Raw genomic sequence first — 12,954 nt, forward strand, 5'->3', positions numbered from 1 at the left:
TATAACAGTTTGTAGGATGTCAGGGGTGTGAAGTTATGACCATTTAATTTTTACAGCAAACATATCCATTCGAAATCGATCAGGTCAGAACGGCGGATAAATTTGGAAAAAAATGATAAAAAGTAGGGGGAGTTTTTGACTTACGGGTAGGTATTTAAAGCACCAAATAGATGTCAAGGCAAAATAATTGATAAAGAGCCTTATTAATGGTAGAATTCAAATATGACTATATGCCAAAAAACAACAGAGAGATGCTAATTATAAAATATACATCAGCTGAGGCAGCAAACCTACTTAGAAGTCTTAATCAAGAACAGAGCGCATTAAAGCAAAAAGGATAGAAATAGTTGTTGTAGTTTTATTAAATCTGAAACAAGGGAATTTGTCATTGTTTACAATGTTATTTCATGGGCAAAACGACTGTTGTCGAAGGACAGCAGCCGTTTTTTTGCGGAAACAATAAGGAGAGCCCGATTAATTTGAAAACCCTCTAGATATCAAGGTTTTAGCAAAGGGAGAAGAACTATGGAGGTTTATGGATTATTTTTTGTTTACCTTATAGGAAAAGTATTATATAATGTTATGATAGAATTTGATTGAAAAGAAGATAAGGAGGATTTCAATGAAAAAAGATTCCTCAAAACATAGAAAGAAAAAGCGGCCTCAAAAGGTCGAACAACAAACCCCAAAGCAAGCGCCTAAACCGAAACGGACATACCCCACCAAGGGGAATGTATACCATTTTGATCCTGCCTATGGACAAGGAAGGGGCGAAACAAGCAAAAGAGACTTTCAACCGAAAAGAGAAGACGAAAGACCGAGGAAAAGAAAAAGGCGTATTCGTGTAAGTCGAGTTTTGCCTATGTTTGTTTTTATAATTATTGCATTATACCTTTTTGGGCAGATTATAACCATGGCCGCAAAAAATTCTGATGTGAATGTGGAAACAGTGGGACATGGCGGAATTGATACACCAGAGAGATATACGGGTCTAATTGTTCGAAGTGAACAGGTGGTTCGAAGCAATCGAGGAGGGCAACCCTTCTATCAATTTTCCGAGGGGGATTATGTTTCCAAAAACGCTGTGGTTTGCACGGTTAAGGATACGAACTCAACGAATGACATAGAAAGTGCGTTGGACAAGCTTGATAAAGATATTTTAAAAAGCCAGAAAAGTCGCTCGGACTTATCTGCCTTTTCTGAGGACATCGCCAGGATTGAAGAAAATATTCGCCGTGTTGTTGAATCTTATGCAGGAAAGTCCATGAAAACCAATGCAAGTTATCTTTACGATATGAAGGAGCAGGTACAAGCCTTTATGGGACAAAGAAACGAGATCTGGTTGACAGAAAATGTAGGCAGCCTTTCTCAGCTGACGGAAGAAAAGTCACAGTATGAGCAGAAGTTAGCGCAAAACCAGAGTACCATTCGGGCACAGGAAAGTGGAGTAATATCCCTTTCTTATGATGGTTTGGAAGAAACCCTCACCCCTGAAACCTTAGATGGCATTACAAAAGGACAAATTGGGGATAGTAAAACTACCTTTATTTCAAAGGCCAAGGCTGTTTCTGAGGGTGACCCGTTGTTTAAAATTGTTTCTAGCAACAAGTGGTATATTGCTGCCTTTCTTCCCAATTCTGCAACGGTAAATTGGAGCAAAGGTGAGAATAAAATATTGAACTTGCAGTTAGAGGAAGAAGTCGTTCAAGTTAACGTAAAAATTCAATCTGTTGAGATTGGAGAAAAGGAAACGAAGGTTGTTTTTTCCACCTATGAGCAGATGGAACCCTTTATCAACAAAAGAGTTTTGGAGTTTTACTTAGATGGAGTTGCCATTGAAGGGTTAAAGGTTCCCAATGATGCCATTGTAGAAAAATCTCTGATTAGTATTCCCAAAGAATGTATTACAGAGAGCTTGGGGAACAAAGGTGTTCTTTTGGTAAATGGAAGCAACACAAAGTTTTTAGCCGTTTCCATAGTTTCATACGACGATGTAAATTATTATATTGATCAAAATGGGGAATTGAAACGAGGAGACGTTATTTTGCAAGGAACGGGAGAAAGTGCAACCCACTATACTGTTTCTAATTTGGTGCCAAGAACCGGCGTATATGTTGCAAACAGCTCCATGGCTAAATTCGTAACCATAGACATTTTAGACCAAAATCAAGAGTATGCAATCATTCGTTCTGGAACGAATTATGGGTTACAAGCCTATGACTTGATTGTATCTGATGCAAAGAATATTAAAGAGGGTCAAAGTTTGTATTAAGAAAGGAAAGAAGTAACATGAGTCATATAGCAGAAAATATAAAAGCGGTAGAAGCTAAAATTTCCGCTGCCGCACAAAGAAGCGGTAGAAAGAGAGAAGATATCCTTCTTTTGGCAGTAAGCAAAACCCAAACTGTTGAGGTGATTCAACAGGCTGTAGAGTGTGGGCTTACTTCTCTGGGTGAAAATAAAGTACAGGAAATTATGGATAAATACGAGCCTATGGGCGAGAGCGTGCACTGGCACCTAATTGGCCATTTACAAACCAATAAGGTAAAATACGTTGTCGACAAAGTGGATATGATTCACTCTGTGGAAAGCCTGAAGCTGGCAAATGAAATTGAAAAAAGGGCAGCAGCCAAAGGTGTGGTAATGGACATTTTGGTAGAGGTGAATATAGCCAACGAGGAAAGTAAGTTTGGCATTAGTCCCAAGGAAGCTGAGACGTTCATCCGGGAGCTTTCAACCAAGGAGCATTTGCGTGTCAGAGGCTTGATGACTGTGGCACCTTTTGTTGAAAATTCAGAAGAAAATAGGGAATATTTCCGTCAAATGAGACAATTACAGGTTGACATCAATGGGAAAAAAATTGATAATATAGTAATGGATGTGCTATCTATGGGGATGACGGGCGATTATGAAGTTGCCATTGAAGAAGGGGCGACCATCGTTAGGGTAGGCACAGGAATTTTTGGCGAAAGAGATTACTCTAACCGAGAAAAATAAAGATTGTAACGATTAGGAGGAAGCAGACAAGTGGCTAAATTATTGGATAGAATGAAAGACTTAATGTTTGGCGAATATGAAGATGATGAATATTATGAGGACGAAGAATATGATATGCCTGTAAGGGAAGCGGCACCCAGTTATGGTTTGCGTGAGATTTCAAGGGAAACAGAGTATTCTGCAACATCAGTACCTCGTAAAACCACTTCCAAAGGGAATCCTCAGGTATATAGTATTAATACAAATGTTCAAATGCAAGTAGTGATTATTAAACCCGCTTGTTATGAAGATGCGCAGGAAATTTGCGACCAGGTGAAAACAAAAAGACCAGTTGTGGTGAACCTTGAAAAGGTGGAGTATCCTGTTGCACAGCGTATTATGGACTTTTTAAGTGGTACCTGCTATTCCTTAGAAGGTTCTATTCAAAGGGTTGCCAACAACATTTTTATCATTGCACCAGAAAATGTTGATATTTCAGGCGATTTCAAAGAAGAATTAAAAACAAAGGGAGTTATTCTTCCTTGGGTAAGTAGTAGTAGATAAGGTAGGTAATGCATATTGAATAGTTTACAAATTTTGTTAATGAAAGCAGTTAATCTATTTTTTTACGTAATGGAACTTCTGATTTTTGGGCGTATCCTTCTTTCTTGGTTGCCCATGGGGTATAATAACCCGATCGGGCAGTTTCTTTATGCCATGACAGAGCCTATTTTGGGGCCTTGTCGCAGAATGTTGGATAAATCCCCCCTTGGTGGTGGGATGATGTTGGATTTTTCCCCAATCATTGCTTTGATTTTGATGATGCTTACAAAGGAATTGATTGTGGGTGCAATTATGTTGCTGTAAAAAGCGGGTGATTCTGTGAATAAGCAACAGATGCTTAAAGGCATACAAGATGGAGAAGAACGATTGCTTTTTGCGAAGGTTTTGGATCAGGTGACATTTGCATTAAAGCGTTATGAAGTGCAATTTAGTGATTTTATGGATATGGCAAAGTGCGAGCGATTTTTACAGCGGCTGAATAATGTGGCTGATTTAGATGTTCTTGCTTTTGGCGGAGTGGAGGATGCAGAGCGAATGATTCTTGGTTTTGCTCCTAAACAAGCCTGCATATGTCAAGAAATTTTTCCTATTTCGGCCTTACAAATAGCCCCCAAAAACAAAAAATTTGGGCAGACGGATTTAAGCCATAGGGACTATTTGGGTTCTATCCTTGGTTTGGGGATAGAGCGAGGCAAAGTCGGGGATATTTTGGTTTCTGAAGACGGGGCAGCGTGCTTTGTCAGTGAAGAAATGGCAGAATATATACAAACCAATTTAGAAAAAGTATCAAAAACTACGGTAACTGTAAAGATGGTAGATAAGGCTCACATTTTATCGCCAAAGCGTACAGAATTACGTCGTGTTACTGTAGCGTCAATGCGGCTGGATGCCATTTTAGGGGAGGCTTTACGCCTTTCAAGGGGAAAAGCGCAGACATTAATTTCAGGTGAGAAAGTAAACGTAAATTGGGGCGTTGTTACCAGTACGTCTTACATATTAAAAACAGGGGATATGGTTTCAGCCCGAGGTTTTGGTCGCTTCCGTGTGGGTGAAATTGGCGGAAGAACCAAGAAAGATAGAATCGGTTTGGAATTGGAAGTGTACATATAGATAAGGAGGATTTTGCGTGATTACACCAAACGATATTGCTACTAAGGATTTTAAGAAAGTTGCTGTTGGGTACTCACCTGAAGAGGTAGATACTTTTTTGGATGATCTTTATGAAGATTATGAAAAGCTTTATAGTGAAAGCATGAAGGGGAAAGGGAAAGTTGAAGAGGCAAGCGCCCAGACAGAACAATTTTCCAACTTGCAAAAAACCTTAGAGCGTACGTTGTCCTTGGCAGAGGCTGCAGCGGAAGAAACGAAAGCGGCAGCTAAGGCAGAAGGGGAACTCATGGTAAAAAACGCAAAACTTGAAGCAGAAGAAATTTTACAAAACGCAAGGACAAAATCTTATGAGTTGGAGCAGGAAATCATTGCGTTGCAAAACCGTTATGAATTAATGCGTACAAGGGTTAAACTTTTACTATATGCAGAAATTGAATTGCTTGATAAAAACGAAATCCTAGCTGAAAAGGACGAAGAACGAAAAGCAACCGAATAATAAGCCGAAAAGCGGTGGACAGAGATTTTTTCCCGAGAAGCCGCTTTTTCTGCGGTTTGGGGAAAACTAATTTTCAAACCACAGTGGCACCTAAAATAAGCTGTGACAAAGCAATTTTGCTGCCACGGCTATTTTGCATTTTAGTGTGTAGCTTTTCATTGAAGATTACAGGGTAATCCTTTTCTAAGATGGCCACTTTAATATATTTAAGAATGAAGTATTTTAGGATGAAAAGTACAGAGTTCGTGGCTTAGAAAATTGATGAGGAATTCCTATGAAAATAAAATAAAAAGGATGAAATAATTATGTGGTTAATACCTGCAATCGCAGCAGTAATTTTAATTGGATTAGATCAGGCAACAAAATATATGGCATTGATCAAACTCCAACCCATAGGCTCCATGGTTTTAATAGATGGTTTTATGGACTTAACGTTTGTCAAAAATCCAGGCGTAGCTTTTGGGATGTTTTCGGGTCAACGGTGGTTTATTCTCTTGTTGACAGGAGTTATTACTGTTGCTTTGTTGTATTTTTATGTAAGTTTGCCGAAAACGAAAGAGTATAAGTTTGTACGGATGACCATGGTGCTTATTTTTGCAGGGGCTATTGGTAATATGATTGACCGAATTCTTAGAGGATACGTGGTTGATTTTTTCGAATTTACATTTTTTGAGTGGCCTGTATTTAATGTGGCGGATATTTACGTAGTAGTTGGTGTTATGGTTTTGGCGTATTTGATTATGTTTGTCATCAAAGACCCTGAAGAAGAAAAGAAAAAGGATGAATAATATGGGATATTTTACTTTTGGGGCAGAGCAGGATGATATCGGCTGTCGCATTGATGTTTTTATTGCTGAAAATATGGAAAGTCTTTCTCGAAGTGGAGTACAAAGGCTGATTGAAGAAGGTCATATACGCTTAAACGGTGCCAGCGTGAAAGCGAATTATAAATTGCGGGAGAAGGATGTCATTGATGTAGAGGTTCCTGAGGTAAAGCTTGTGGAAATTTTACCAGAAGATATTCCACTGGATATTCTATATGAGGATAAGGATGTTATTATTGTGAATAAGCCACAGGGCATGGTTGTACACCCTGCACCGGGACATACTTCGGGGACACTGGTAAATGCCCTTATGTTTCATTGCGGCGATGAACTTTCGGGAATTAATGGAGAAAAACGTCCGGGGATTGTGCACCGTATTGATAAGGATACCTCTGGGGTTTTAATGATTGCAAAAAATGACACTGCCCATCAGTCCTTGGCAGAGCAGTTGGCGAATCATAGCATTACAAGAAAGTATAATGCCATTGTGTTTAACGGTTTTCAAGAAGAAGAAGGCATCGTGGATCAGCCCATTGGTAGAAATCCTTTGGATAGAAAGAAAATGGCAGTGACCCAGAAGCATAGCCGCAGGGCAGTAACCCATTATAGGGTAATTGAGCGGATGGGGAATTTTACGCTGATTGAGGCACAACTAGAAACGGGAAGAACCCATCAAATTCGTGTTCATATGACTTATATTGGACATCCTTTATTGGGAGACTTGGTGTATGGGCCAAAAAAACAGCCCTTTAAGTTGGAAGGACAAGCATTGCATGCCAAAGTCTTGGGTTTTATTCACCCCACAACAGGAGAATATATGGAGTTTGAAGTACCATTGCCAGATAGTTTTAAAAAGTTATTAGAGCGATTAAAGGCTTGAAATTTAGGAGGGACAGAAAATGTCGCTGATGAAAAAAGATTTTTTTGGTCTAAAAGACCTGTCTGCGGAGGACATTCGATATATTCTTGGTACGGCAGAGACTATGAAATATATTTTGAGTCAGAAGAATAAAACGTCCCCCCACTTAAGGGGAAAATCAGTTATTATTTTATTTTACGAGGCTAGTGCAAGGGCGAAGCTATCTTATGAATTGGCGGCAAGGCATTTAAGTGCCAGTGTTGTGGATATGACCAGCTCAATTCAAAATAAAGAGTTTGACAGCCTTTTGGACATGGGACAGTTGGTTGACCAAATGGGGGCGGATTTTATTATTTTACGCCATCCTATGGCTGGTGCATCCCAACTGATGGCAAGCACAGTAGAGGCCTCTGTTATCAATGCAGGGGATGGGTTCAACGAAAATCCGGGCCAATCTTTGTTGGACTTGATGACAATTAAGGAACAGAAGGGTGGCTTTGAAGGCCTTAAGGTTGCCATTGTGGGAGATTTGGTTCATAGCCGTGTATCCAAAAGCAATATATGGGCTTTGACAAAGCTTGGTGCAGAAGTTCGTGTTTCCGGCCCACCCACCTTGATTTCCCCAGAAATTGAAAGGTTTGGTGTCAATGTATACTTTGACGCCAGGGAGGCTGTGAACAATGCCGATGTTATTTTAACCACTCGAATGCATAGAAATAGCCGCCATCCCATGGTTTTACCCTCCTTGGATGAATACAAGAAATTTTTCCGAATTGATGAGGGCTTGTTGCGGTATGCAAAAAAAGATGCCATTGTGATGCACCCAGGGCCCATACGTCGGGGGATTGAAATTTCTACTGGTGTAATCAATGGCCCCCAATGCATCATTAATGACCAAATCGCCAATAGTGTTGCCGTTAGAATGGCAATATATTATATCTTGACACAAATGGGAGGTGCTTTTCGATGAAAACCTTATTGAAAAACTGTCGGGTAGTATCTCCAGGTTTTGATGAAGAGGACGTATACGATATTTATGTAGAAAATGGTATTATCGAAGAAATTGGGAATGATTTAGACAGAAATGATGGGAAAGTAGTGGATATTGGGGGAAATATGGTTTTACCAGGGTTGATTGATATGCACTGTAATATTTGCGACCCAGGTTTTGAGTACTTAGAAGATATTGAAACGGCTTCTCGCAGTGCAGCAAGGGGCGGATTTACAACCATTACTTGTGAGCCCAATACAGATCCTGTTATTGATAATAAAACTGTAGTGGAATACATTGTGTCAAAATCTAAAAACAATTCCTTGGTTAATATGTATCCCTATGGGAGTATGTCTATGGGATGCAAGGGTCAAGAGATGGCGGAAATTGGGGAGATGTTTGACGCTGGCATTGTTGGGGTTTCCGATGGAGATGAGTTTACCGACGAAGCATCGTTTTTGAGAAATGTAATGCTCTATGCCAAAATGTTTGATTTGCCTGTCATCACTCATTGCGAGGATCGGGGATTATCAGGCAAGGGAGTTATGAACGAAGGCTTTATGGCATCCTGCCTAGGTTTAGCGGGAATGCCCAGAGAGGCAGAAGAAGTTATGGTTGCTAGAAATATTATTTTAGCGGAAAATACGGGGGCAAGGCTTCACATAGCCCACGTGAGTACAAAGGGTTCAGCCCAATTAATACGTGAGGCGAAAAAAAGAGGTGCAAAGGTTACGGGAGAGACCTGCCCCCATTATTTCCTCCTGACGGATGAGGCAGTGGAGAATTATAATACCTTAGCTAAGGTAAACCCGCCATTACGTACCCATGAGGATGTGGAGGCAATATTAAAAGCCATAGCTGATGGAAGTATCGATGTGATTGCATCGGGACACAGCCCTTCCAATGAGGGGGATAAAAGCAAGGTATTTGCCAGTGCGGTGTATGGTATTTCATCTTTGGAAACGGCTTTTTCTTTAAGCTATACAGGCTTAGTGAAAACAGGAATTATTACTCTCCCGAAACTAGTTGAATTAATGAGTACAAAACCGGCAGAAATACTAAAACTGGATAATAAGGGGTCTATTGCGAAGGGGAAGGATGCGGATTTAATCGTGGTGGATTTACGCCAAAGCTACCATATTGATCCCAAACATTTTGCCTCCAAAGCAAAGTTTTCACCCTTTGCAGATTGGGAAGTAAGAGGTAGAGTGATTTACACCATGGTTGGTGGAAAGCTTCTCATGTGATAAAAATAAACGAGGTGCAGGGATGTATTTAAAACGATTGGATCTGCAGGGCTTTAAGTCCTTTCCCGAAAAAGTAAAATTAGAGTTTAACCAAGGCGTAACGGCAGTAGTTGGGCCGAATGGCAGTGGAAAAAGTAATGTTTCCGATGCCGTTCGTTGGGTTTTGGGTGAACAGCGAGCGAAAAGCCTCCGTGGGGATAAGATGGAGGATGTTATTTTTGCGGGAACAGAAAATAGGAAACCCCTTGGTTTTGCCGAGGTTTCTATTACCATAGATAATCAAGACCAAAAGCTGCCCTTGGAATACACAGAGGTTCAAGTTACCAGGCGGGTGTTTCGTTCGGGGGAAAGTGAATATCGAATCAACGGTACGGCGTGCCGATTAAAGGATATTCAGGAGCTTTTTATGGATACGGGCGTTGGTCGAGAGGGATATTCCATCATCGGTCAGGGCAGAATTGATGAAATCCTAAGCGCAAAAGGCGATGAGCGCCGACGGATTTTCGAAGAGGCTGCAGGCATTGTAAAATATAAAACCCGTCGGAACGAAGCGACCAGTAAGTTAGAAAAGGAACAGCAAAACTTGCTGCGTGTGGATGATATCATCGGCGAGCTTGAGGTTCAATTGGAACCCTTGGAAAAGCAAAGTGAAAAAGCAAAATGCTATTTGGCCTTCAAAGAAGAATTGAAACAGGCTGAGGTTGTAGCTTTTTGTAAGGACTTAGACAGCATGGAGCAAGAAATGGTAAAGCTGATTGAAAACAAAGCTTTGGCCGAAGAGCAGTTGCAAAATCACCTTTCTCAAGAAGAACGGAGTAAAGAAGCCGCCCAGAGGCTGAAGACCAAGGCGGAAGAACTGGAAGCCCTTTTACAGCAGCAAAACCAAGAAATTGCAGAGCTCCGAGGGGAAAAAGAACGCAAAGAGGGAGAAATTCGTCTAACGGAGGAGCAACGGCAAAACGATATTACGAACCTTGAAAGAATCCGACAAGAGATTTCCCAAAAGCAGGAGCAGAAAGTGGAAAATGAAAACCAACTTGAACTTTGTAATAGTCGTATTACCGCTCTTTCCATTGAGAAGGAGCATCAGCAGGAAAAACTTTTGCAATTGGAAGATGCGTATGCATCTTTAAACTCTGCTTTGCACCGAGATGAAACTCAAGCTGAAAACTATAAAGATGAAATTTTTCATCAAATTAAAATTGGCACAGAGGCTAAGGGTGAAATTGCCAAGCGTGAGGCTTTAAGAGAACAATTTTTAAGCCGTATGGAACAGTTGCATAGGGAAAAAGGTCATTTGGAAAGCCGAATACATCAGTTTGAGGTACATATTCAGGTTTTGGATAAACAAGAGAATGATATGAAAGAAACCATCTCTTTTATGGAAAATGAACTGGGAGCTTTGGAGAAGGACAGGCTAGAAGCCCAGAAAGAGAAGGATGGTGCCCAGAATCGTCTTTATAAAGAAGAAAAGAACCTTTCTGAAATTCGCTCCCGACTATCTGTTTTGAAGGAGATGGAAAGGGAAAACGAAGGCTTTTTTCATAGCGTGAAAAGTCTTTTGAATTTGCCTGATAAAGAAAATCGGGGTATTTGCGGTGCTGTTGGACAGTTGTTAAAGGTTGATGAAGCGTATGAGGTGGCCATTGAAGCAGCTTTAGGCGGTGCATTGCAAAATGTTGTTACCAAAACTGAGGAAGATGCCCGAGAAGCCATTGGCTACTTAAAAGCCAAAAACTTAGGCAGGGCAACCTTTCTACCTATTTCTGCCATCAAAAGTCGTACTTTTGAGGGCAGACCTGCTATTTTAGATGAGGCGGGAGTCATTGGCACTGCCCATGAATTGGTAGGATTTGAGGAAGTTTACCGCCAAGTTGTAGAGAATTTATTGGGACGAACCATTATTGTTAACAATTTGGAGCAGGCGGTAGTACTGGCAAAGAAGTATAAACATCAGTATAAAATGGTTACCTTAGAGGGGGATATTTTAAACCCAGGGGGGGCTATGACGGGTGGCTCCAAACAGAAAAAAGCAACCCATATCTTTAGCCGTAGCAGAGAAATCAACACCTTGCAGGATGATTTGGAAAGTGCAGGAAGAATTGTAAAAGGGCTACAAGAAAAACTGGCTCTTTCCCAAGAGGATATAGAGGAAGTTGAGAAGCAGATTGTTGAAAAACGAATGGAGTTGCAGAAGCTAGCCGTAACCCTTAACAGCAGCCACGGGGATCGAGAAAAAACAAATGACGATGTGGAAGAAAATCAGGAACGATTGCATTTGATTCTTTTGGAGGAAAGTCAGCTGAAGGAGCAGTTGACACGGGCTGATAAGGATATCCAGAAACAACAAGAAGCCCTTGCACTTTCCGAAAGAAAAATGGAGGAGTTCAGTGCAGAGCTTGGTAAGTTCCAAAATAACTTAAGCGACGAAAAAGGAAAACGTGACACGCTGATGGAGGAAATTACAAGTTTTAGAATCAGTATCTCTAAAAGTAGTCAAAACATTTCTAACATACAAGAAACCATTTTACGATTAAATTCTGAAAATCAAGGGATTTTCAATCAAATAGACGAAGATAATCAGAAAATTTCTTCTTTGATTCAAAGTAGTGAAGAAAAGGAAAAACTAAAAGATAAACTGCGTATAGAAGGGGACTCCTTAGGTGAAAAAACCCTTCTGTTGCAAGAGGCTTTGGGTAAAACCTCTGAAGAAAAAGGAAAAGTTACCCAAGAAACGGAACAGATGGAGGAGCAGGCTAGGGAACAAAGGGAATCTGCTAGACAGATGGAAAATGAGCTTTTCCGTATTGAGACAAAAAGAGAGAAAATAGAAGAAGAAAAAATTCGCATTACGACCCAAATGTGGGAAGAATATGAAATGACCCATCGTATGGCCAAGGAGTATGCCCAAAATAGGCAAAATGAAAAGGAAGGCCGCCCTGTGAAAGAAATTAGAGGGGCAATACGAGCTTTGGGAGACGTAAACGTTGGTGCCATCGAGCAATATAAGGAAGTAAAAGAAAGATATGGCTTTTTAACGGGGCAAAGGGCGGATATCTTAGAGGCCGAAGAAAAATTGAGAGGCATTATCAATGAGCTTTCAATTTTAATGGAAAAGCAGTTTAGAGAGCAATTCCAGGTAATTTCTGATAATTTTAGCCGTGTGTTTCAAGAAATGTTTGGCGGTGGTAAGGCGTATTTAAAACTGGTTGATACTGAGCGGGTTTTAGAGTCTCCCATAGAAATCGTGGCCCAGCCACCGGGTAAGAATTTGCAAAATATGCAGCTTCTTTCCGGCGGTGAACGGGCTCTGACGGCAATTGCCATTTTGTTTTCTATTTTGCATATGAAGCCATCCCCTTTCTGTATCTTGGATGAAATTGAGGCTGCTTTAGATGATGCAAACGTTAGCAGGTACGCTCTGTATTTGAAGAAGTTTGCTAAAGACACCCAGTTTATTGTTATAACCCATAGAAAGGGCACCATGGAGCACGCTGATGTATTGTACGGCGTGACCATGCAGGAAAAAGGGATATCTAAATTAATTTCTGTTGATTTTTCTGATGAGCAAAAAGATGCTATTTAAACGAATATACTGTTTTAGATAGGGTAACTGTAGGTTTTTATTGTCCGTTAAAAGTATGAATGTGAGCAACAACTGGTAAAAGTATTATATTCCTTGGAATATAGATTTAGAGGTGAATACAAATGGGATTATTTGATTTTTTTAAGAAGAAAACAAAGGATGAGCCTTTGACGGAAGAAAACAAAGAGGGCGTAATTGAACTGGATGGAATTGAAGTGGAATCCTCACAGAGTGATACAGTGGATTTTGTGTTGGAAGTGGAAGATGGACTGAACGATGTAGCAGGGGTAAATCAAGCTGT

General features: G+C 40.5%; 12 protein-coding genes. All 12 read left to right on the forward strand.

The annotated features are described in order from the left end of the window. Window positions 1-206 precede the first annotated feature (206 nt). The 12 genes from RBQ60_RS04730 (at window position 207) to smc (ending at window position 12,653) form a co-directional block, all read left to right on the forward strand. Window positions 207-341, forward strand: coding sequence for a hypothetical protein (locus tag RBQ60_RS04730; protein ID WP_307885418.1), 135 nt, complete (start codon window positions 207-209; stop codon window positions 339-341). 281 nt (window positions 342-622) lie between these two features. Continuing rightward, window positions 623-2,272 (forward strand): HlyD family efflux transporter periplasmic adaptor subunit, encoded by a 1,650-nt coding sequence (locus tag RBQ60_RS04735; protein ID WP_307885419.1) that lies wholly within the window; start codon window positions 623-625, stop codon window positions 2,270-2,272. A 17-nt stretch (window positions 2,273-2,289) separates the two neighbouring features. Beyond that, on the forward strand, window positions 2,290-2,997 hold the full coding sequence (locus RBQ60_RS04740; protein ID WP_307885420.1) for a YggS family pyridoxal phosphate-dependent enzyme: 708 nt from the start codon (window positions 2,290-2,292) through the stop codon (window positions 2,995-2,997). A 30-nt stretch (window positions 2,998-3,027) separates the two neighbouring features. Beyond that, window positions 3,028-3,540 carry a cell division protein SepF gene (locus RBQ60_RS04745; RefSeq protein WP_307885421.1) on the forward strand — a complete coding sequence of 171 codons (513 nt, stop codon included), beginning with the start codon at window positions 3,028-3,030 and terminating at the stop codon, window positions 3,538-3,540. A 15-nt stretch (window positions 3,541-3,555) separates the two neighbouring features. Further along, window positions 3,556-3,843: a YggT family protein gene (locus RBQ60_RS04750; RefSeq protein ID WP_307885422.1), complete on the forward strand. Its 288-nt coding sequence runs from the start codon at window positions 3,556-3,558 to the stop codon at window positions 3,841-3,843. A gap of 15 nt (window positions 3,844-3,858) precedes the next feature. Further along, entirely contained in the window at window positions 3,859-4,650 is a 792-nt protein-coding gene (locus RBQ60_RS04755; RefSeq protein ID WP_307885423.1) for a YlmH family RNA-binding protein, read from the forward strand. A gap of 16 nt (window positions 4,651-4,666) precedes the next feature. Next, the gene (locus RBQ60_RS04760; RefSeq protein WP_307885424.1) at window positions 4,667-5,146 is read left to right on the forward strand and encodes a DivIVA domain-containing protein; all 480 of its coding nucleotides are present in this window, start codon (window positions 4,667-4,669) and stop codon (window positions 5,144-5,146) included. Window positions 5,147-5,451: 305 nt separating this feature from the next. Further along, the gene (gene lspA / locus RBQ60_RS04765) at window positions 5,452-5,934 is read left to right on the forward strand and encodes a signal peptidase II (RefSeq protein ID WP_307885425.1); all 483 of its coding nucleotides are present in this window, start codon (window positions 5,452-5,454) and stop codon (window positions 5,932-5,934) included. Between the two features lies 1 nt (window position 5,935). Further along, on the forward strand, window positions 5,936-6,850 hold the full coding sequence (locus tag RBQ60_RS04770) for an RluA family pseudouridine synthase (RefSeq protein WP_307885426.1): 915 nt from the start codon (window positions 5,936-5,938) through the stop codon (window positions 6,848-6,850). Between the two features lie 19 nt (window positions 6,851-6,869). Then, window positions 6,870-7,799: an aspartate carbamoyltransferase catalytic subunit gene (locus RBQ60_RS04775; RefSeq protein WP_307885427.1), complete on the forward strand. Its 930-nt coding sequence runs from the start codon at window positions 6,870-6,872 to the stop codon at window positions 7,797-7,799. Further along, the gene (locus RBQ60_RS04780; protein ID WP_307885428.1) at window positions 7,796-9,067 is read left to right on the forward strand and encodes a dihydroorotase; all 1,272 of its coding nucleotides are present in this window, start codon (window positions 7,796-7,798) and stop codon (window positions 9,065-9,067) included. The genes RBQ60_RS04775 and RBQ60_RS04780 overlap by 4 nt, the downstream gene beginning before the upstream one ends. A 22-nt stretch (window positions 9,068-9,089) precedes the next feature. Beyond that, complete coding sequence (smc, locus tag RBQ60_RS04785) at window positions 9,090-12,653, forward strand: chromosome segregation protein SMC (RefSeq protein ID WP_307885429.1); 3,564 nt, start codon at window positions 9,090-9,092, stop codon at window positions 12,651-12,653. Window positions 12,654-12,954 lie beyond the last annotated feature (301 nt).

It is taken from the genome of Anaerotignum sp. MB30-C6, assembly GCF_030908465.1.
Taxonomy (GTDB): Bacteria; Bacillota; Clostridia; order Lachnospirales; family Anaerotignaceae; genus Chakrabartyella.

What these genes read in the sequence shown, in the direction of transcription:
- RBQ60_RS04730 (WP_307885418.1), top strand. Translation starts at nt 207, where the DNA reads ATGGTAGAATTCAAATATGACTATATGCCAAAAAACAACAGAGAGATG.
- RBQ60_RS04735 (WP_307885419.1), top strand. Translation starts at nt 623, where the DNA reads ATGAAAAAAGATTCCTCAAAACATAGAAAGAAAAAGCGGCCTCAAAAG.
- RBQ60_RS04740 (WP_307885420.1), top strand. Translation starts at nt 2,290, where the DNA reads ATGAGTCATATAGCAGAAAATATAAAAGCGGTAGAAGCTAAAATTTCC.
- lspA (WP_307885425.1), top strand. Translation starts at nt 5,452, where the DNA reads ATGTGGTTAATACCTGCAATCGCAGCAGTAATTTTAATTGGATTAGAT.
- RBQ60_RS04770 (WP_307885426.1), top strand. Translation starts at nt 5,936, where the DNA reads ATGGGATATTTTACTTTTGGGGCAGAGCAGGATGATATCGGCTGTCGC.
- RBQ60_RS04775 (WP_307885427.1), top strand. Translation starts at nt 6,870, where the DNA reads ATGTCGCTGATGAAAAAAGATTTTTTTGGTCTAAAAGACCTGTCTGCG.
- RBQ60_RS04780 (WP_307885428.1), top strand. Translation starts at nt 7,796, where the DNA reads ATGAAAACCTTATTGAAAAACTGTCGGGTAGTATCTCCAGGTTTTGAT.
- smc (WP_307885429.1), top strand. Translation starts at nt 9,090, where the DNA reads ATGTATTTAAAACGATTGGATCTGCAGGGCTTTAAGTCCTTTCCCGAA.